Below are 20839 nucleotides of genomic sequence, written 5' to 3'. Positions count from 1 at the left end.
CGGTCCGATCATGTCTGGGCCACCCGGAAACAGGCCGCCGCGTGCGTGGCGGCGCCAAGCTCGGGCTTCTTGGTTAGGCAGGGCTCATACCCGACAGGGCAACGCGGACCGAAGGCGCAGCCTTGCGGCAATCGCAGCAGCGATGGCGGTGACCCGGGAATGGCCGGCAGGCGGCGGGGTTTGACACCGGTCAGCGGCGGGATCGAACCAAGCAATGCACGGGTATAGGGGTGTCGCGGGTCGGCGAACAGCTCGGTGCGGCTGCCGCGTTCCACGATGCGGCCCGCATACATCACCATGACCCGGTCGGCGAGTTCGGAGACCACGCCCATGTCATGGGTGATGAAGACCACCGCCGATTTGTGCGTGGCGCGCAGCTTGCGCACCAGATCGAGAATGCCGGCCTGCACCGTGACGTCGAGCGCCGTGGTCGGCTCATCCGCCACCAGCAGCGCCGGGTTGCAGGACAGCGCCATCGCGATCACCGCCCGTTGGCGCATGCCGCCGGAGAGCTGGTGCGGATAGCGCGACATGGCTTCGTGCGGGTTGGGGAAATTCACCTCCGCCAGCAGTTCCTCCACCCGCTCCATGGCCTTGGATTTGCTGATCTTGCGATGCGCGCGGATTTGTTCGGCGATCTGCCAGCCGATGGTGTAGACCGGCGTCAGCGCCGTCATCGGATCCTGGAAGATCATTGCGATCTCGTTGCCCCGCAGGCGCCTCAGTTCGCGCGGCGGCAGTCCGACCAACTCGCGACCCTTGTAGCGGATCGAGCCTTCGATGATGGCGTTGGGATCGGTGATAAGCCCCATCACCGCAAGCAGCGACACGGTCTTGCCGGAGCCGGACTCGCCGACGACACCGAGAATTTCGCTTTCCGCGAGGTCGAAGGAAACATCATCGATGGCCCTTACCAGGCCTTCATCGGTCCGGAAGGATACACGGAGATCACGCACCGACAATATCATGATGTCCTCAGGCGCGGATCGAGAAGGATGTAGACGAAATCGACGACCGCGTTGGCGACCACCACGAACATGGAAGCGTACATCACCGTCGCCATGATCATTGGCAAATCGAGGTTCTGCAGCGCGTCATAGGTGAGCTTGCCGATGCCGTGCAGCCCGAACACCACTTCGGTCAGGAGGGCCGAGCCGCCCACCAGTGCGCCGAAGTCGAGACCGAACAAGGTGACGAAGGCGATGAGCGACGTGCGCAAGGCATGGCGCAGCAGGATGCGGGTCTCCGACAAGCCCTTGGCGCGGGCCGTGCGGATATAGTCTTCCTGCAGGGATTCGATGATCGCCGCGCGCAAGACCCGCCCGTAAATGCCGATGTAGAGGATGGCGAGCGTGATCCAAGGTATGACCAGCGTCAGGAACCAGCCTTTCGGGTCGTCGGAAAAATTCTTGTAGCCAAGCGGCGGCACCCAGGAGAATGCCCAGCTGTCGTGATAGCGGCTCTGGGTGATCAGGTTCATCACCTCGCCCAGCCAGTAGACCGGCATGGAAATGCCGAGCAAGCCCAACGCCATCAGAAGCTTGTCGAGCCAGCTGTCGCGGGTTGCGGCGGCGACGATGCCGATGATGATGGACACCACCACCCACAGGATCGCCGCGCCGAATACCAGCGAAAGCGTGACCGGGATCGAATCCAGCACCGCCGGCACCACCTTCCAGCCGCGATTGACGAAAGAAGTCAGATCGCCCGTGACGAAGATCTTCTCCATCATCGTCACGTACTGCACGTAGAGCGGCCGGTCGAAGCCGAAGCTGTGGCGTACCGCCTCGAGCACTTCGGGCGATGCATTGCGGCCGGCGATGCGGGCCGCGGGGTCGGCGCCGGGCGTGGCGAAGAAAATCAGGAAGACGATGACCGAGATGCCGAACATCACAAACAGCATCTGACCGAAACGGCGCAGGATGGCGTAGATCATCAGTCGCGCCCCAGCCGAACCTTCGAGCGCGGGTCGAGCGCGTCGCGCAGGCCGTCGCCGAAGACATTGAGGGTCATGACGGAAATCGCGATCGCCAGGCCTGGCACCAGCGCCACGAGTGGCCTGGTGTAAAGCAGCGCCTGCCCGTCCTGGATGATGGTTCCCCAGCTCGCCGCGGGCGGCTGGACGCCAATCGAGAGGAAGGAGAGCGCCGATTCGGTAAGCATGTTCAGCGCCATCATCAGCGGTATGAACACGATGAGGGTGGTGGTGATGTTGGGCAGGATGTCGCGCCACAATATCCGCCATCCCGGTACGCCCAGATTGATCGCGGCCAGCACGAACTCGCTGTGCCGCAGCGACAGAACCTGCCCCCGGATCGGACGCGCTACATAGGGTATATAGACGATACCGATGATGATGACCGGCAACCACAGGCTGCCGGACTCGATCTCGATCGGTCCGATCGAGATGCCTTGCGAAATTGTGACAATGGAAAGCGAAATCGCCAGGAGATAGATCGGAAATGCCCAGAGCACATCCAGCAAGCGCGACAGAACCGTGTCGGTAACGCCGCCGAAATACCCCGCGATCAATCCCGCCGCCGTGCCGAGGACCAGCGTGAAGATGGTCGCGGCCCCGGAGATCAGCAGCGAGCTCAGCCCGCCATAGAGCATCCGGGCCATGACATCGCGCCCCTGGCTGTCGGCACCGAGGAAATAGTTGCCGACCCGCCAGGTCGGGCCGAGCGGCGTGTAGCCAAGGCCCAGCCCCTCTGTCGATTGTTCCATCACCGGAACGTCGGCACCGTCGATCTGAATGACGGCGTCGAGCGTCGAGGCGAAGGGGTCTGTCCCTGCCCATTTCGCGTAGAGAGGCGCACTGAGACAGGCAAGGACGATGACGAGGAACACGGCCAGGGACGCCATGGCGGCCCTGTTTCTTGCCAACTTCGCAAACGCGACGGCCCAGGGCCCTCGTGTTTTGCGCGGCACGGCAGCGACTTGGTACGACACGGACGTGCCCCTCCGCGGTTCGTTACTGCACCCAGGCCATTACTGTACCCTGGCCATTACTGTACCCACGACTGGGTGATCATCCAGTTGAACTGCCGGTTGAACTTGAAATTGCCCACGCGCTTGCTGACGAAGTCAAGCCGCTTCGGCGTAAAGAGGCCGACGGCCGGTGCCTTGTCCGTGACTTGCCTGTCGATTTCGGCCCACATTTTGTCGGCGGCTTTCTGGTCGGTCACACCGAGGTCCAATGCCTTCTGCATTTTGGCGTCGATATCCTTGTCGCAGAAGCCGGCGATGTTGATCGAAGCGTCCGAACCTTCACGGAAAGATGCGCAGCTGAACAGGATGTTCAGGAAGTCCGAAGCCGCGGGATAGTCCTTGTACCATTGGGTAACGGACATCTGCACTTTGTTGTTGGTGTTCTGGATGTAGGTGAACTGGATGTTCGACGAGATCGGCTTGACGTCGGCGACATAGCCGATGGTGGTCAGCACGCTCTGCAGATAGACGCCGATGGAGCGGGAAATGGCCGTGTCCTCGACGATGATGGTCACCTTCTGGCCCTTGGTGCCCGATTCCTCGACGAGCTGCTTTGCCTTTTCGAGGTCAGGCGCCGACCACTTGGCGCCGGGGTTCTTGGTGAAGGGGCAGTAGTCTTCGTGGCCGGGGAAATCAGGAGGCAGGACCTGACACACCGGCGAGGCCAGCACCTTGCCGCCAAACAGCTTGACCAGAGTGTTGCGGTCGACCGCGTAGGCAACGGCCTGGCGCGCCTTTTCATTGTCGAACGGCGCCAGCCGGTTGTTGAGCGGCGCATACCACCAGGCGGAGAGCGGCGAGATATGCAACTGGTCCATGGCCTTGGTACCAAGTTCGCCGAGACGATCGCTGGGCAGCGCGTCGAACATCCAGTCGGCTTCCCCGTTCTGGATCGCGGTGACGGCAGCTTCCTCGGAGAGGCCGAAATCATATTGGACGACATCAGGATAGCCGTCCGGCTGGGCGTCCTCGCTCCATTGCTTGAAATTGGGGTTGCGGGTCACCGTCATGCCCTTGTTGGGATCGAAGGCGGAGATCATGTAGGCGCCGGTGCTGGGGATGGGCTTGGAGCCCATGTCTTCCGCGGGCGTGTCCGCCGGCAGGACCACGGCATGCGGCAACGCAAGCTTGTAGAGGATCTCGGCGTCCGGCTTGGTGAGATTCAACGTAATGGTGCCTGCCGCTTCGTCGCCGACAACGCCGCCTTCCAGCGTGCAGCTCTTGGTTTCGGCAAGGCATTTGTCGGCGCCGACGATGCCGGCATAGAAGGTGCCCGAGGTCGGCCCCGAGACCTTGAAGATGCGCTGGAAGGAAGCAACGACGTCCTTCACGCCGAGATCCTTGCCGTCGGAGAACTTGATGCCCTTGCGCAGTTTGAAGGTGAAGGTCTTGCCGTCATTGGTCACCTCGGGCAGCGCCTCGGCCAGATCGGGGACGATGGTGAAGCCATCCATGCCCTCGGCCTTGCGGAAGGCGACCAGCCCGTCATAGATCGGCTGATACATCTGCCAGCCCTGGTCGGTGTAATTGATGTGCGGATCGAGCGTTCCGGCGGCCGAGCGGGCCAGCAGGCGAATAGTGCCGCCGCGATGTTCCTTGAGGTATTCGGCCTGTGCCGGAGCCAGCCACGAGCCGGCCAGCAATGCCGCGGCTGAGGCCGCCAAGAGCAGTTTCTTCATGTCGCAGTTCCCCTTTTTTCAGTTGTCGTTGTCGTCCAGGAAGTCTCCCACCACCCGCATGCATAGATCCTGCTCTTCGACATGCGGCATATGGCTGGAATGCTCGAATACCTGCCAGCGCGATCCCTCGATGCCGTCCTTGAACGGCTGCACGGTCGCGGGCGTGGCTTCGTCGTAACGGCCGGAAATGATCAGCGTCGGAACATCGACGGCGGGCAGCCGATCGATGATGCTCCAGTTCTTCAGCGTACCGATGACATGGAACTCGTTCGGCCCGTTCATGACGTTGTAAACGGTCGGATTGCGCACGACCTGGGCGAAGGTCTCGGTCACTTCGGCCGGGAACGGAACGATCCGGCAGACATGCCGCTCGTAGAACACCATCGTCGCTTCCTGGTAGTCCGGATGATCCGTCGTGCTAGCCTGTTCGTGCCGGGTCAGCGTCTCCTGTACGTCCATGGGCAGGTCGGCGCGCAGCCGGTTGGCCTCTTCTACCCAGAGCTTCATGGACGCCGGTGAATTGGCGATGGTCAGCGACTTCAGGCCCTTCGGCCGCGTCACCCCATACTCGGCGCCCAACATGCCGCCCCAGCTCTGCCCGAGCACATGGAAGCCGCCGCGGATGCCGAGATGGTCGACAAGGTTTTCAAGCTCGTCGATGAACAGCCTGGGTGTCCAGAAATCGGCGCCTTTGTCCGGCAGCAAGGTGGAATTGCCGCAGCCCAGCTGGTCGTAGTGGATGACGGCGCGGCCTCTTCGGGCAAGAAGCTTGTAGGCATCGACGTAATTGTGGGCGGCGCCCGGCCCGCCATGCAGAATGACGATCGGAGCCTTGTCGGCATCGAGGTTACCGCTGACGCGGTACCAGGTTTCGTAGTCGCCGAAATCGGCCCGCCCTTCCCTGGTGACGATCTCCGATGACATCCCGATCTCCTGAATGTTTGAAGGCATGCCGCTGGTCACCTAGTTTGCAACTCGGCCGGCGCGAACCCATTCTTCCAGCATCTGCACGCCGAATGCGGTAGCGCCTTCCCGGCCCAGGGGCTGATCCTTCTCGGTCAGTTCCTTGCCGGCGATGTCGAGATGCACCCAGGGGCGGTCTTCCGTGAAGTGTCGCAGGAACGCCGCGGCGTAGGGAGCGTCACCGTCTTCCATGTCCTTGGCGTGATGTCGCAGGTCCGCGAACGGCGATTGCAGGCCCTCGTCATAAGCCCGGTCGAGCGGCAGCTGCCAGAACCGCTCGCCGACCATTTCTCCGGCCGCGATCATCCGCGAGGCGGTGGCATCGTCGGTGCTGAAGAGACCGGCGAATACCGATCCAAGACCGCGCATCACCGAATAGGTCAAAGTGGCGAGGTCGACGATCACCGATGGATTGAAGCGCGAGGCGGTATAATAGAGGCAGTCGGCCAGGATCAGGCGGCCTTCCGCATCCGTGTCGAACACTTCCACGGTTTGCCCGGAAGCTGTCGTGATGATGTCGCGCGGCTTGAGCGCGGTGCCTGACGGCATGTTCTCGGCAATGCCGAGCACGCCGACGGCGTGCACCGGGCTGCCTTGCCGAGCCAGGGCGATCAGCAGGCCGACCACGGCGGCCGCACCGCCCATGTCGGCCTTCATATCGAACATCTGCTCGCCGCGTTTAATGCAGAGACCGCCGGAATCAAAACAGACACCCTTGCCGACGAACGCCAGCGGCTGCGCAGGAGCACCCTTGCCGCGATAGCGCAGGACGGCGACTCGTGGCGGCCGTACCGAACCCGCCCCCACGGCCAGTATCGCGTTCATGCCGAATTCCCTGAGCTTCGCCGTATCGAGTATCTCGACGTCGATGCCGGCTTCGCGCAGAGGCTCCAGGTGATCGTGGAAATTGTCGGGATGGAGATGGTTCGGCGGCAGGTTGACCAGTGTGCGCGCATATTCGACGCCATCCGCGATGGCATTGATCCGCGCCAATGCTGAATTCAGCTCCGGACCGCCGGCCCCGACCAGTTGCACCCGCAGGGTCCGATCGGCCCCCGCCCCTTGGCGCCGGTTGCGCATGTCGAAACGATAGCGCCGCAGCCGCATGCCAAGCGCGACTCTTGCCAGGATTTCCGCTCCCGGCAGACTTATGCCGGCAATGGGGTCCAGGACCAGGGTGGCCGCGCATTCCCCTTTGCCCTCCAGATGCGCGGCAAGCAGGCCGCCGGCACGCGCCAAGGAGAGTGCGGTGACGGCCTCAGCCTTGCCCATGGCCAGGACAATCACGCGCCGCGCCGATACCGCCTGGGGGGCGATGACATCGATACAGGCGCCGGATTCAGCCAAGGCAGCCGCATCGGCACAGGCCCGGGAGAGGATCCCGCCCATTTCGGTGTCCAGGGCCGTTGCCCGCGGGCCAAAGCCGGTTTGAGCGGCCTGCAAGATCACGACGACGGAGGTTTCAGCGGAAATCTCGTCCGCCGTTTCAAAGACCGGCACTGGCGATTGAGGCATAGGTAGGCGTTCTCCTCTTTGCGGGGCTTTGGCCGAGGCGCGGCTTGCAGTTTGCGCAAGGCTTCTCCCGCCACCGGTGGAAACCGGTCAAACCGGCCGTCACCTCTGGTTGGATCGTGCCGAAGTCCCCAAATTGTCGTTCTTGAGACGACTTAATTGCTCTTGCCTCTTGGGTATCCCCGAACGGGTCAGGCGATCAAACGCCAATTTTGTCCATATCGATTGACAAAAACTCAACTGGCAATTCATGATCGGCCGATGGCCCTACCCTCACTCAATGGCATGCGCGCTTTCGAGGCCGCCGCCCGTCTCGGCAGCGTCAAGGACGCAGCCGAAGAGCTGCATTTGACACCCTCGGCTATCAGCCGTCACATCCGCGCACTCGAACGGAATCTCGGCCAGGACCTGTTCGAGCGCGGCTTTCGGCAGATAACGCCGACCATTCGGGGCTCTTATTACGCACGCAGCCTCTCCGAAGCATTCGAAGCCATCTGGCGGGCCACCGATGATGTCAGTCTCGCCGGCCCCCCAAGCCACGGCAGGACCCAGCGTGTCCGGGTTTTGTGCGTCCCTGCCGTCCTGAACCTTTGGCTAGCGGACCGGCTGCCGAATTTTCGCCGACGGCATCCGTCCGTGGATCTCGAGATCTCGACATCGGGCAAGCGGGCCAATTTCGATTTGGCCATCGTCGACGAGTTCGTCTACAAGGCCGGCCCGGCTCTGACGCTGCTGATCCCGCTGGTCCTGACGCCGGTCTGTGCGCCCTCGCTGCTCGAAGGGCCGATGCCGCTGCGATCGCCCGCCGACCTGGTCAACCACCACCTGATCCACGAATGCGAGACCATGCGATGGAAGCGCTGGCTGGAGCAGGAAGGCGTGTTGGACACGACGCCGAAATCCAGCACGACGCTGGATGATTGTACGCTGATCATGCGCGAGGCGATCAATGGCGCTGGAATAGCGCTCGCCGACACGATGATGGCCCAGGATCTGCTGCAGCAGGGCAAACTGGTCGCCCCGTTCAGCGCCCGCCATACCTATCCGGCCGGCATCTACCTGCATCAGCGCCGCAGCATCGGAAACAAGCCGGGTACGGGCCTGTTTCAGGATTGGCTGCTTTCCGAAGTCGAGGACCACAAGCGGGTGATGGCCATCGCCTAGGCAGCCTTGCTTGCCAATAGGCGTCGGGAACGCGGGTTTGTCCAGCTTGGAAGCCGTGGATCGAGAATTCGAATCGACAGGCAGGCCTGTTTCAAAAGCGGCTCACCATCACGGGCTCTCGATAATCGCGGTTCGCATTGAATATCTTTAAGGCCAAAGCCGGCAAATCGATTGCTTGCCGGTTCCCCTGCGTCAGGCGTAACCTCTGCGGTCAACGCGTGAGGGCGCGTGCTGCAAGAAGGGGACATTGCAATGACGATACAAGGCGCATCGCCTGACCTGTATAATGAAGACCTCGCTCCTGCCAAGGTTCGAAACTGGGGACCGTTCTCGATCTTCAACGTCTGGACGTCGGACGTCCATAGCCTGTGGGGCTACTACCTCGCCGCCAGCCTGTTTCTGTTCTGTGGCGGCTTCGTCAATTTCATCATCGCCATCGGCATCGGTTCGCTGATCATCTACGCACTGATGAACATGGTCGGTTATGCCGGTGTGAAGACCGGTGTGCCCTACCCCGTGCTCGCCCGCGCCTCCTTCGGCATCTGGGGCGCCAACATTCCGGCACTGGTGCGCGCCATCGTCGCCTGCTTCTGGTACGGCGCGCAGACGGCGGCCGCCTCAGGCGCCATCGTCGCATTGCTGATCCGCTCGCAATGGTTCGCCGATTTCAACGCCAATACCCATTTCCTTGGCCATTCCGGCCTGGAGGTGATCTGCTTCGTGATCATATGGGCACTGCAACTGCTGATCATCCAGCGCGGCATGGAAACGGTGCGCCGCTTCCAGGACTGGGCTGGTCCGGCGGTCTGGGTGATGATGCTGATCCTGGCCATCTATCTCTGCGTCAAATCAGGAACCTTCGCTTTCACCAGCGATATCCCAATGGATGTATTACTTGAAAAGACCAAGGATGCGGGCGTCCCTGGTACTCCAGGGTCTTGGACCGCACTGTTTGCCGTGGCGGCGATCTGGGTGACGTACTTCTCGGCGCTCTATCTAAACTTCTGCGATTTCGCCCGTTATGCCCCCGACCAGGCATCGCTGCGCAAGGGCAATATCTGGGGCCTGCCTATCAACCTGATCCTGTTCTCGCTGGTCGCCGGCGTCACCACCATCGCCGCCTACGACGTCTACCATGAGGTGCTGCTGCACCCCGACCAGATCTCGGCCAAGTTCGACAGCTGGTTCCTGGCCGCGCTCGCGGCGCTCACCTTCGCGGTGGCGACGCTCGGCATCAATGTCGTGGCCAACTTCGTCTCGCCGGCCTTCGACTTTTCCAATGTCTTTCCCCGCCAGATCGACTTCAAGAAAGGCGGCTACATCGCGGCCGTCATCGCGCTGGTGCTCTATCCCTTCGCACCGTGGGAAGGCAGTGCGGCTTCCTTCGTCAACGTCATCGGCGCAACGATGGGGCCGATCTTCGGCGTGATGATGGTCGATTACTATCTGATCCGCAAAGGTGAAGTCGACGTCGAGGCGCTGTATCGCGAGGACGGCGAGTTCCGCTTCCAGGGTGGCTGGCACGTCAATGCGTTCATCGCCGCCGGCATTGGCGCCATCTTCTCGTCGATCCTGCCCAACTTCACCAACTGGCTGCCGTCCTGGTGGGGCGTCTATGGCTGGTTCTTCGGCGTGGCGATTGCCGGCGTCATCTACTACGTGCTGCGCACCGCGGCCGTGAGCGCCGGCGCCAAGGTGGCGAAAGCTTGATGAACCAGAGCGGGGCGGCCCGAGCCGCCCCGCTCTACCGCGCGACCATTTCGGCCAGCTTGCGCACGGTGTTCCAATTGCGCGAGGTGCCGACGCCCATGCGCTTGTGGTTGGCGGCGGCAAGCAGGCGCGAGCTAGGCCTCTCCCTTGAAAAGACGACCCAGATGTCTCCGCCGGCCAGAAGCACTTTCTCGTCCGCGGCGGCACAGGCCTGAAGCCCGGATATGGCGTCTTCGGCTACAGGTTTGCGCATTACGCGCACCGCCACCTGGTCGCCGGCTTCCACCGACTCGGTCGGGAATGGATTACCGCTTGCGAGTTTGCGCCAGTCTTCGGCGGCACGCACGATGATATCGACATGGCGGCCAAAGGCCTGTTCGAAGGCGGATTCCAGGCGTGTCTCAAGCGTGGTGATCGAGGTCTTTTCACTCTCGAAGACCAGGTTGCCGGTCGCCACCAAGGTGCGGACATTCTTTAGGCCGAGACTTTCCGCCATGGCCTTGAGGTCGGACATGACGACCCGCCGCCCCTCTCCCAGGACGATGCTGTAGAGAAGCGCGACATAGGTCCGCATGGGAGCGATCAGACCAGACGGCTCTGCTCCACCGCCGCCTCGATGAAGCTGGCAAACAGCGGATGCGGATCGAGCGGCCGGCTCTTCAGTTCGGGGTGATATTGCACGCCGATGAACCAGGGATGGTCGGGGTATTCGACCGTCTCCGGCAGCACACCGTCGGGCGACATGCCTGCAAACACCAGCCCGCAATCCTCCAGGCGCTGCTTGTAGTCGATATTGACCTCGTAGCGGTGCCGGTGACGTTCGGAAATCTGGGTGTCGCCGTAGATGTCGGCGATCTTCGAACCCTTGGCGAGCTCGGCCTGATAGGCGCCGAGCCGCATGGTGCCGCCGAGATCGCCAGTCGCCCTGCGCTTTTCCAGCATGTTGCCTTTCAGCCATTCGGTCATCAAACCGACGACCGGCTCCTTGGTCGGGCCGAATTCGGTCGACGAGGCATGTTCGACACCGGCCAGCGATCGCGCCGCCTCGATGCACGCCATCTGCATGCCGAAGCAGATGCCGAAATACGGCACCTTGCGCTCGCGTGCGAATTTGGCCGCCAGGATCTTGCCTTCTGAGCCGCGTTCGCCGAAGCCGCCGGGCACCAATATGCCGTGCACCTTCTCCAGCCAAGGCGTCGGGTCTTCCTTTTCGAAGATTTCCGATTCGATCCAGTCGAGCTTGACCTTGACGTGATTGGCCAGCCCGCCATGCGAAAGCGCCTCGATCAGCGATTTGTAGGCATCCTTGAGGCCGGTATACTTGCCGACGATGGCGATGGTGACCTCGCCTTCCGGATTGTGGATGCGGTTGGAGACTGCCTGCCACGGCTCCATGCGCGGCTTGGGCGCCGGCTCGATGCCGAAGGCAGCGAGCACTTCCGAATCCAGACCTTCCTTGTGATAGGCCATCGGCACGTCGTAGATATGTGGCACGTCGAGCGCCTGGATGACGGCGCTTTCCCTGACATTACAGAACAGCGACAGCTTGCGGCGCTCTTCCTTGGGGATGGCGCGGTCGGCGCGCACCAGAAGAATGTCGGGCGCGATGCCTATGCCGCGCAGCTCCTTGACCGAATGCTGGGTCGGCTTGGTCTTCAGTTCGCCCGCCGTCGGGATATAGGGCATCAGCGTCAGGTGGACATAGACGGCGTTGTTGCGCGGCAGATCGTTGCCGAGCTGGCGGATCGCCTCGAGGAACGGCATCGCCTCGATGTCGCCGACCGTGCCGCCGATCTCGCACAGCACGAAATCATAATCGTCATTGCCGTCGAGGACGAAATTCTTGATCTCGTCGGTGACGTGCGGGATCACCTGCACGGTGGCGCCGAGATAATCGCCGCGCCGCTCGCGCTCGATGATGTTCTTGTAGATACGCCCGGTCGTGATGTTGTCCTGCTGATTGGCGGACCGGCCGGTGAAGCGCTCGTAATGGCCAAGATCGAGGTCGGTCTCGGCACCGTCATCGGTGACGAACACCTCCCCGTGCTGGTACGGCGACATCGTGCCGGGATCGACGTTCAGATAAGGGTCGAGTTTTTTGATGCGTGCGCGATAACCTCGCGCCTGCAGGAGAGCCCCAAGGGCCGCTGCGGCAATGCCTTTTCCAAGTGAGGAAACCACGCCGCCTGTGATGAATACATATCGCGCCATGGGAGTCATCGCTTAACGCGGCCGGATTGATTCCGCCAGAGAAAAAACCGCCGCGAAGGCTTTTTCCCAAAAAGGCGCTCGGACCATGATCCCGAAAAGTGGGATCCGGCTTTCGGACAGGCATCACGGCCAAAGGGTTTTGAATCGCTCTAAGCAAAACAAAAGGGCCGGCTGAGCCGGCCCTTCGGCATGATGACGGAAACGTCAGATGATGACGACTTTGGTGCCGATCCGGACGCGGCTGTATAGATCCATGACGTGCTCGTTCATCATGCGGAAGCAGCCATTGGACGCGCTGGTGCCGATCGACTGCGGCGCGATGGTGCCGTGGATACGCAGATGCGTGTCCTTCCTGCCATCGTAGAGATAGATGGCGCGGGCGCCGAGCGGGTTCTGGCCGCCGCCTGCCATGCCGTCCTTGTACTGGCCGTAGTGCTTGGGCTCGCGCTTCTGCATGTCGAGCGTCGGGATCCAGCGCGGCCACTCCTGCTTGTCCCCGACCGCGACCGTGCCCTTGAACTGCAGGCCTTCGCGGCCGACCGCGATGGCGTAACGGCGTGCGGTGGTCGATGATTCGACGAGGTAGAGTCGGCGAGCGCTGGTGTCGATGACGATTGTGCCGGCGTCATAGCCGGTGAATTCCACGTCCTGAGGCACGAATTCCGGCTTCACCTTGAACGGCTTCTTGGCGTTCTTCTGGGCAAGTGCCGAGTCGAGCGCGCGTGTCTCGGGCAGATAGCTGATCGATGAGCCAGACGATGTTCCACCGAACAGACCCGCGAACAGGCCGCCGCTTGACTGCTTCTGGCCGCCGACGACCTCGCTGCGCAGTTCGCCATTGTTGCCCGTCAAAGCGACATTCATCGCCTCGGCTGGGATCGGTTCGACCGCCGGGATCGGGGTGACAGGTTCGATCGGTTCGATGATCTTGACGGTCTTCTTGGCCGGCTTGGCATCGGCCACTTCGGTTGCCGCCGCTTTCTGGCCCTTGCTGGCCAGGAACGCCTGCCGATCTGCGTCAGCCCTGGCCTTGGCCGCCTCGCGCATCGCCATTTTCCTGGCCTCGAGCGCCTTGGCCTTGGCATCCTCCTTGTCGGCAACGATCTTGGCCTCGATCTTCTTGATCTGGGCGAGATCCTCCGGCGTAGGGTTTTTCTTCTTCTTGAGAAGCTTCAACTGCGTCGCATCGCTTTTGGCCGCGACGGGGATGGCGTCGGTCTTTTCAAGCGACACCGACTGTTGTGCGGCCATGTTTGCCGGCATGGCGGCGGAGGCCGGGGAACTCATGCCGATTGCGGCGCAAAGTCCCAGGAAAATGAAGCTGCGAAGCTGCATGGCGAAGATCCGATCGTTCAATGCTTGTTGCCCACGGCGTCGCCCGGCGTCCCCCAAGGACGCCGAAAATGCCGCGTGCAATCTATAGTCGAATAAGCGCGTATGCCTCAAGCGCGAGACCGCGCCGTGGTCCGTCGAATCTTCGTGATTGCGCAGCATTTGCCGCGACTGTGTTCAAACGAACACAGATCGCGGTTTCGAACGTGAGGTTATTGGTTCGGAACCTGAGGCGACGCCGGCGCGGTGTTGGTGGTTCCATTGGCCGCTGACGGCGTGGTGCTGCCGGCGGGCGCGGTGGCCGGGGCCGTTGCCAGCGGTTTTGTCGCGGCGTCGTTGCCGGACGGAGGCGTCGGCGTGGTGTTGCCGGCGGGTGCCGGCGTGGCCGTACCCGGCAATTGGTTGAGCACGCCCTTGCCGGCGCCATCCGAGGTCGCGGGAACCCGATCGAGAATGTCGATCGGCTTTTCGCCGTAGCGGGCAATGATCGACAAGGTCAGCGACGTCACAAAGAACGCTGCCGCCAGGATCGCCGTCGCCCGGGTCAATGCGTTGGCCGCGCCGCGCGCGGTCATGAAGCCCGATCCGCCACCAATGCCGAGACCGCCGCCTTCGGAGCGCTGCAGCAGCACCACGCCGACAAGGGCGAGCACGACCATGAGATGAATGACGATCAGTACGGTTTGCATAATTTATCCTGGCAAGGCCCTGCCCGGCCGCGGACACGGCCGGTGAATTGGAGGCGGCTCAATACAATGCTTTCACGGCATTTCCAAGCCCGTGGCCGGAATATGGGAAGCAACGCCCTCTTTGCAACGAATTTGAACGGGACGAGACCCGTCCATCCTCGTGAATCTCAGCCAGCAATGCTGCGATAGGCTTCGGCGATGCCCAGGAAATCAGCCGCTTTCAGGCTGGCACCGCCGACCAGCGCGCCGTCGACATTCCTGACGCCCAGCAGTTCAACGGCATTGGAAGGCTTGACCGAGCCACCGTACAGGATGCGCATCCTGGCGGCGGCGGCCCCAAGTTTTTCCGCCAGCTTTTCGCGGATATGCGCATGCGCCTCGGCCACATCGGCCGCGGTTGGCGTCAGGCCGGTGCCGATCGCCCAAACCGGCTCATAGGCAATGACGGTGTTGGATGGCGTGGCGCTTGGCGGCACCGAGCCGGCGACCTGGCGCGACAGCACCTCCAGCGTCGCTCCAGCCTCACGCTCCTGCCGCGTCTCGCCGATGCACACGATGGCCACGAGCCCGGCCCGCCAGGCGGCGGTGGCCTTGGCCTGGACCGTCGCATCGTGCTCGCCGCTTTGCTCGCGGCATTCGGAATGGCCGACAATGACATGGCTGGCGCCTGCGTCCTTCAGCATCTCCGCTGAGATACAGCCGGTATAGGCACCGCTTTCCTTGGGATGACAGTCCTCGCCACCGGCATGGACCGGCGTGCGCGACAAAATCTCCGCGGCATGGGAAAGCAGCGTCGCGGGAACGCAGACCAGCGCTTCGGTCTCGGCGTCGAGCCCGCTCATGAAACCGTTGCCGATCATCCTGAGCTCGTTCAGCGAGGCGCTGGTGCCGTTCATTTTCCAGTTGCCGGCGACAAGCGGGCGAATTCCTGGTGTCATGGTGTGCTTCTCCGGGCGATATCAAGCTCTGGCCCTCACTACCAAAATCAGGCCACAAAGCAATCGACAGTGGGCAGGAAGGGCGCTATTGCGCTTGGTTCAGACTCGGCGCATGCGAAAATGCGCATAAATCGGAAGTAACCATGCTTGGTATATTGAGAAGCGCGGCGGGTACCTGGGTCGCGAAGACATTGCTTTCGCTGCTGGTGGTCAGTTTCGCCGCCTGGGGCATCTCCGGACGGCTGATGGGCGGCTTCGCGGGCCACGATTCGGTGATAACGGCCGGCGGCACCAAAGTATCGATCAACGAATACCGCCTCGCCTATGACCGCCAGCTCGCCGTCATGTCGCAGCAGTTTGGTCAGCGCCTCACCCATGAACAGGCAAAGGCGCTCGGCATCGACAACCAGGTGCTGGCGCAACTCGTTTCCGGTGCCGTCCTCGACGAGCAGGCACGCAAGCTCGGCCTCGGCCTTTCCAAGGATCGGCTGGCCGAACTCACCCGCGAAGACCCGGCTTTCAAGGGCCCTGGGGGTCAGTTCGACCGAAGGACGTTCGACTACATGCTGCACCAGGTCGGCATGCGGCCCGAGGATTATCTGAAGAACCGTGCCCAGGTGGCGGTGCGCCAGCAGATCGTCGAGGCGGTCTCGGACGGCCTCAAGGCGCCGGACACGTTCTTCAAGGCGGTCGCGCTCTACCGCGGTGAAGACCGCACCGTCGACTATTTGACTTTGCCGAAGGCGCTGGTCGAGCCGATCATGGCGCCGAGCGACAGCGTGCTTCAGGCCTATTTCGAGGCCAACAAGAAGAGCTACGCCGCACCTGAATACCGCAAATTCTCGTATGTCCGCCTCGAACCGGCGGACATAATGGATACGACCGCGGTCACCGACCAGCAGGTCAGTGACGACTACAACAAGAACAAGTCACGCTACACCACGCCCGAAATGCGCACCATCGAGCAGCTTGTGTTCAAGACACCGGATGCCGCCAAGGCGGCGCTCGATTCGCTCAAGGCCGGCGCTACCTTCGACAAGCTGGTGACCGCCGAGGGCAAGACCCCGGCCGACACGCTGCTTGGCACGCTCGCCAAGGACAAGATCGCCGACAAGGCGGTTGCCGATGCCGCCTTCGCGCTCAACGCCAACGAAGTCAGCCAGGTCGTGCAGGGCGCCTTCGGTCCGGTGCTGCTGCGCGTGACCGAGATCAAGCCCGAGGTGGTGAAGCCGCTCGCCGAAGTGTCGGACCAGATCCGCAAGGACCTGGCGCTGGGCGAGGCAAGCCGCATCCTTCTGGATGTGCACGACAATTATGAAGACACCCGCGCATCGGGCAGTTCGCTGGCCGATGCCGCCGCCAAATTGAAGCTTAAAGACATCACCATCGACGCCATCGATCGCAACGGCCTGAGGCCCGATGGCTCCATCGTCAAGGACCTGCCGGAATCGCCGGCGCTGATCAAGGCCGTCTTCGATGCGGAACCGAACACCGAAAACGAGGCTCTGACCACGGCGGACAACGGCTTCGTCTTCTATGAGGTCGGTTCGATCACGCCGGCCCGCGACCGCACTCTTGATGAGGTGCGCCAAAAGGTTGTCGCCGACTGGACGGCAGCCGAGACCGCCAAGCGGCTCGCCGCCAAGGCGGACGAACTCGAGAAGCGCCTCAAGGCCGGCACCACGCTCGACGTCATCGCCGGTGAACTCAAGCTGGAAAAGCAGACCAAGCGCGGCTTGAAGCGCGAAGCCGACGATGCCGATTTCGGCAAGGAAGGCGCCGCCGTCATGTTCGGCGTCGGCGAAGGCGGCACCGGTTTGATCCCCTCGCCCACCGGCGACGGCCAGATCCTGTTCAAGGTCGCCGAAGTGTTCGAACCGGCCGGCGCCGACGCCAGCTCGGTGCCGGACGACGCGCAGAAATCATTCACCTCCGGCATGTCCGACGACCTGCTCGACCAGTTGGTGGCGCAGTTGCAGACGCAGTACGACGTCCGCGTCGACCAGGCCGCCGTTGCCCAAGCCTCGACAAGATGAGCGCGCTGAAAACCCATATCGCCAAGGTCGCGACCGGCACCGCGCTGTCCTTCGAGGAGGCGTGCGAGGCCTTTGACATCATCATGTCGGGCGATGCGACCCCAGGGCAGATCGGCGGCTTCCTGATGGCGTTGCGCGTACGCGGCGAGACGGTGAGCGAAATATCGGGCGCTGTCGCCACGATGCGCGCCAAGATGCTGCGCGTCGATGCTCCTGACGGCGCCATCGACATCGTCGGCACCGGCGGCGATAATTCGCACTCGGTCAACATCTCGACGGCTTCCGCCTTTGTCATTGCCGGCAGCGGCGTGCCGGTCGCCAAGCACGGCAATCGCGGCCTGTCCTCGCTGACCGGCGCGGCCGACGTGCTAATTGCCCTTGACGTCAGGATCGACATCGCGCCGGAGCTAATCGGCAAGTGCATCCATGAAGCCGGCGTCGGCTTCATGTTCGCGCCAGCGCACCATCCGGCGATGAAGCATGTCGGTCCGGTTCGTGGCGAGCTTGGTACGCGCACCATCTTCAACCTGCTCGGCCCGCTTTCGAACCCGGCTAGCGTCAGGCGGCAGATGGTCGGCGTGTTCATGCCGGAATGGATCATGCCGGTGGCCGAAACGCTGAAGGCGCTCGGCACCGAGCATGCCTGGGTCGCCCACGGCGATGGTTATGACGAGATCACCACCACAGGCGAGACACAGGTAGCCGAACTGGTCGGCGGCGAAATCCGCAGCTTCACGCTGACCCCGGAAGAGGTTGGACTGAAGCGTCATACCAAGGATGAGTTGCGTGGCGGTGATGCCGCCTACAATGCCAAGGCCTTGCGCGATATGCTGGGCGGCACCGCCGGCGCCTATCGCGACACGGTGTTGATGAATGCCGGCGCCGGACTGGTGATTGCGGGCAAGGCGACGACACTCGGTGACGGCATCGCCATCGCCGCACAGGCCATCGACAGCGGCCGGGCGCTGCAGGTGCTCGACCGGCTGGTCGAGATTTCGAACGGGTGAACCGTGTCTGACATTCTGCGCAAGATCGAAGTCTACAAGCGCGACGAGATCGCCGCCGCCAAGGCAAGCGTGCCGCTGGCAGAGATCAAGGCGCGCGCGAAGGACGCCGACGCGCCGCGCGGGTTCCTCGCCGCGCTCGAAGCCAAGCGCGGATCGGGTGGCTTCGCACTGATAGCCGAGATCAAGAAGGCAAGTCCGTCCAAAGGGCTGATCCGTGCCGATTTCGATCCGCCGAGCCTGGCCAGGGCCTATGAAAAAGGCGGCGCGGCCTGTCTTTCCGTGCTGACCGATGGGCCCTCCTTTCAGGGCGCACCGGAGTTTCTGACCGAGGCGCGAGCCGCTGTGACGCTGCCCGCCCTGCGCAAGGATTTCCTGTTCGACCCCTACCAGGTCTACGAGGCGCGGGCCTGGGGCGCGGACGCCATTTTGATCATCATGGCCAGCGTCGATGATGCCATGGCCAGCCAACTCGAATCGACTGCGTTCGAGCTCGGCATGGACGCCCTGATCGAGGTGCACGATGAAGCCGAGACCGAGCGAGCGCTGAAACTGTCATCGCAATTGATCGGCATCAACAACCGCAATCTGCGGACATTCGAGACCAGCCTCGATACGTCGGAGCGGCTGCGGGCGATGGTGCCGGGGGGTCATTTGCTGGTCAGCGAAAGCGGCATCTTCTCGCATGACGATTGCCTTAGACTGCAAAGGATGGACATCGGCGCCTTCCTGGTGGGCGAGAGCTTGATGCGCCAACGGGATGTGACCGCTGCAACGCGCTCGCTGCTCACGGGCAAGGCGTCCGATGCATCGGGCCGAGAATCGGAATCGATTTTCGGAGAGCACGATGCATAGAGTCAAAGCGACAGAGCGCACTCTGTGCGTCCGAATGGACGCACGTCGCTCTATGGCGATTTGACGATGACAGGCGCTCTCACCCATCTTGGCGCACAGGGCGAGGCCAACATGGTCGATGTCGGCGACAAGAACGAGACGACGCGCACCGCGATCGCAGAGGGTTTCGTCTCGATGCAGCCAGAGACGTTGAAGACCATCCTCGCCGGCAATGCCAAGAAAGGCGATGTGCTGGGCACGGCGCGCATCGCCGGCATCATGGCGGCCAAGAAGACGCATGAGTTGATCCCGCTCTGCCACCCTCTGCTGCTGACCAAGGTTTCCGTCGACATAGAGCCTGACCATGCTCTGCCCGGCCTGAAGGTCACGGCCCTTGCGCGCGTCACCGGCAAGACCGGCGTCGAAATGGAAGCATTGACGGCAGCCTCGGTGGCCTGCCTGACCATTTACGACATGGCCAAGGCGGTTGACCGCGCCATGGTCATCTCCGGCATACGGCTGGTCGAAAAGACCGGCGGCAAGTCCGGCGACTACAAGGCAGGGCTCTGATGGCACTGGTTCCGGTCGCCGACGCGCTCGAGCGCCTGCTCGACGGCGCCGTGCCGCTGGCCGGCGAAAGCGTCCCGCTCATCGAGGCGATCGATCGTGTGCTGGCGGAACCGGTCATGGCGCTGCGCACCCAGCCGCCCTTCAACGCTTCGGCCATGGACGGCTATGCGGTGCGAGCCGCCGATGTCGCGTCGGTGCCGTCGAAACTCTCGGTGATCGGCATGGCGCCGGCCGGACGCGGCTTTGACGGCGCCGTCGGCCAGGCACAGGCAGTGCGTATCTTCACCGGCGCACCGCTGCCTGACGGCGCCGACACCATCGTCATCCAGGAAAACGTCCAGGATTTCGGCGGCGGCAACATCGAAGTGATCGAGCCAACCGCCGTGTGGCGTAACATTCGCCGCGTCGGCCTCGATTTTTCCAAGGGCGACGTGCTGCTGGAGAAGGGGCGCGTGCTCGACCCGGCGGCACTGTCGCTGACGGCATCGGCCAATCATCCCCGAGTAGGCGTGGTGAAACGGCCGCTGGTCGCCATCATCGCCACCGGTGACGAGTTGTTGCCGCCCGGCAGCGAACTCGGGCCCGACCAGATTATCTCGTCCAACGCCTACGGCGTCGCCGCGGCGGCACAATCGGTCGGTGCCTGTGCGCTCGATCTCGGGATCGCCGCCGACCGCAAGGACGACATCGCCGGCCTGGTCAGGAAAGCGGTCGCGGCGGGTGCCGATGTCATCGTCACGCTGGGCGGCGCATCGGTCGGCGACCACGACCTGATCCATGACGTGCTGACCGGCGAAGGCATGACGCTCGGCTTCTGGAAGATCGCCATGCGTCCCGGCAAGCCGCTGATGTTCGGGCGCCTCGGCGATATCAGATGCATCGGCCTGCCCGGTAATCCGGTAGCAAGCCTGGTCTGCTCGCAATTGTTCCTGAAGCCGCTTCTGGCAAGGCTGGGCGGTCGCGACCATCGTCAGGATATCCGCCCGGCACGGCTGGGCGCCGCAATGGCGGCCAATGACCTGCGCCAGGATTATGTGAGGGCGGTAGTCAGGGAGGATGACGGCGAACTGGTGGCGACGCCGTTCGGCATCCAGGATTCCTCGATGCTGAGGATGCTGGCCGATGCCAACGGACTGGTCGTTCGCGCGCCTTTTGCCCCTGCATCCGCTGCGGGCGACGCTTGCAGCGTTCTGATGTTGCGCTGAA

Annotated in this window: 18 protein-coding genes; 7 read left to right on the top strand and 11 right to left on the bottom strand. The window is 62.8% G+C overall.

What is annotated here, in order from left to right; translation table 11 throughout:
• Positions 1-8 precede the first annotated feature (8 nt).
• From FJ543_RS03925 to FJ543_RS03900, 6 genes are all read right to left on the bottom strand, one after another.
• On the bottom strand, positions 9-968 hold the full coding sequence (locus FJ543_RS03925) for an ABC transporter ATP-binding protein (protein WP_140873858.1): 960 nt from the start codon (positions 966-968) through the stop codon (positions 9-11).
• On the bottom strand, positions 965-1936 hold the full coding sequence (locus FJ543_RS03920; protein WP_140616443.1) for an ABC transporter permease: 972 nt from the start codon (positions 1934-1936) through the stop codon (positions 965-967). The genes FJ543_RS03925 and FJ543_RS03920 overlap by 4 nt, the downstream gene beginning before the upstream one ends.
• A complete protein-coding gene (locus FJ543_RS03915; protein WP_174361997.1) occupies positions 1936-2931 on the bottom strand; it encodes an ABC transporter permease in 996 nt (331 codons plus the stop codon). Before FJ543_RS03915 ends, FJ543_RS03920 begins: the two co-directional genes overlap by 1 nt.
• A 77-nt stretch (positions 2932-3008) precedes the next feature.
• Positions 3009-4670 (bottom strand): ABC transporter substrate-binding protein, encoded by a 1662-nt coding sequence (locus FJ543_RS03910; RefSeq protein ID WP_140873856.1) that lies wholly within the window; start codon positions 4668-4670, stop codon positions 3009-3011.
• Between the two features lie 18 nt (positions 4671-4688).
• Positions 4689-5594 (bottom strand): proline iminopeptidase-family hydrolase, encoded by a 906-nt coding sequence (locus FJ543_RS03905; protein WP_140873854.1) that lies wholly within the window; start codon positions 5592-5594, stop codon positions 4689-4691.
• A gap of 39 nt (positions 5595-5633) precedes the next feature.
• Positions 5634-7148, bottom strand: a complete 1515-nt coding sequence (locus FJ543_RS03900) for a leucyl aminopeptidase (RefSeq protein ID WP_140873852.1) — start codon at positions 7146-7148, stop codon at positions 5634-5636.
• A 258-nt stretch (positions 7149-7406) separates the two neighbouring features.
• Here FJ543_RS03900 and FJ543_RS03895 point away from each other — a divergent pair, with 258 nt between their 5' ends.
• Positions 7407-8309, top strand: coding sequence for a LysR substrate-binding domain-containing protein (locus tag FJ543_RS03895; RefSeq protein ID WP_140873850.1), 903 nt, complete (start codon positions 7407-7409; stop codon positions 8307-8309).
• Positions 8310-8561: 252 nt separating this feature from the next.
• The gene (locus FJ543_RS03890) at positions 8562-10019 is read left to right on the top strand and encodes an NCS1 family nucleobase:cation symporter-1 (RefSeq protein ID WP_140616438.1); all 1458 of its coding nucleotides are present in this window, start codon (positions 8562-8564) and stop codon (positions 10017-10019) included.
• Between the two features lie 34 nt (positions 10020-10053).
• Here the strand turns inward: FJ543_RS03890 and FJ543_RS03885 are convergent, their stop codons facing one another.
• From FJ543_RS03885 to tpiA, 5 genes are all read right to left on the bottom strand, one after another.
• The gene (locus tag FJ543_RS03885) at positions 10054-10593 is read right to left on the bottom strand and encodes a DUF1697 domain-containing protein (RefSeq protein ID WP_140616436.1); all 540 of its coding nucleotides are present in this window, start codon (positions 10591-10593) and stop codon (positions 10054-10056) included.
• Between the two features lie 8 nt (positions 10594-10601).
• Positions 10602-12239, bottom strand: coding sequence for a CTP synthase (locus tag FJ543_RS03880; RefSeq protein ID WP_083883046.1), 1638 nt, complete (start codon positions 12237-12239; stop codon positions 10602-10604).
• A gap of 195 nt (positions 12240-12434) precedes the next feature.
• Positions 12435-13565 carry a L,D-transpeptidase gene (locus tag FJ543_RS03875; RefSeq protein ID WP_140873848.1) on the bottom strand — a complete coding sequence of 377 codons (1131 nt, stop codon included), beginning with the start codon at positions 13563-13565 and terminating at the stop codon, positions 12435-12437.
• A 209-nt stretch (positions 13566-13774) separates the two neighbouring features.
• Entirely contained in the window at positions 13775-14251 is a 477-nt protein-coding gene (gene secG / locus FJ543_RS03870) for a preprotein translocase subunit SecG (protein ID WP_140873846.1), read from the bottom strand.
• 167 nt (positions 14252-14418) lie between these two features.
• Positions 14419-15189: a triose-phosphate isomerase gene (gene tpiA, locus FJ543_RS03865; protein WP_140873844.1), complete on the bottom strand. Its 771-nt coding sequence runs from the start codon at positions 15187-15189 to the stop codon at positions 14419-14421.
• Between the two features lie 143 nt (positions 15190-15332).
• On the opposite strand from tpiA, the gene FJ543_RS03860 reads away from it, so the two are divergent.
• From FJ543_RS03860 to glp, 5 genes are all read left to right on the top strand, one after another.
• Positions 15333-17225, top strand: coding sequence for a SurA N-terminal domain-containing protein (locus FJ543_RS03860; RefSeq protein ID WP_140873842.1), 1893 nt, complete (start codon positions 15333-15335; stop codon positions 17223-17225).
• Positions 17222-18232, top strand: coding sequence for an anthranilate phosphoribosyltransferase (trpD, locus tag FJ543_RS03855; RefSeq protein WP_140873840.1), 1011 nt, complete (start codon positions 17222-17224; stop codon positions 18230-18232). The genes FJ543_RS03860 and trpD overlap by 4 nt, the downstream gene beginning before the upstream one ends.
• Before the next feature lie 3 nt (positions 18233-18235).
• Positions 18236-19084 carry an indole-3-glycerol phosphate synthase TrpC gene (trpC, locus tag FJ543_RS03850; RefSeq protein ID WP_140873838.1) on the top strand — a complete coding sequence of 283 codons (849 nt, stop codon included), beginning with the start codon at positions 18236-18238 and terminating at the stop codon, positions 19082-19084.
• Positions 19085-19150: 66 nt separating this feature from the next.
• Positions 19151-19633, top strand: coding sequence for a cyclic pyranopterin monophosphate synthase MoaC (moaC, locus tag FJ543_RS03845; protein ID WP_140824573.1), 483 nt, complete (start codon positions 19151-19153; stop codon positions 19631-19633).
• Positions 19633-20838: a gephyrin-like molybdotransferase Glp gene (glp, locus tag FJ543_RS03840; RefSeq protein WP_140873836.1), complete on the top strand. Its 1206-nt coding sequence runs from the start codon at positions 19633-19635 to the stop codon at positions 20836-20838. Before moaC ends, glp begins: the two co-directional genes overlap by 1 nt.
• Position 20839 lies beyond the last annotated feature (1 nt).

It is taken from the genome of Mesorhizobium sp. B2-5-7 (genome assembly GCF_006440875.1).
GTDB classification, from domain to species: Bacteria; Pseudomonadota; Alphaproteobacteria; order Rhizobiales; family Rhizobiaceae; genus Mesorhizobium; species Mesorhizobium australicum.
This window is presented reverse-complemented; position numbering and strand designations above follow the sequence as displayed.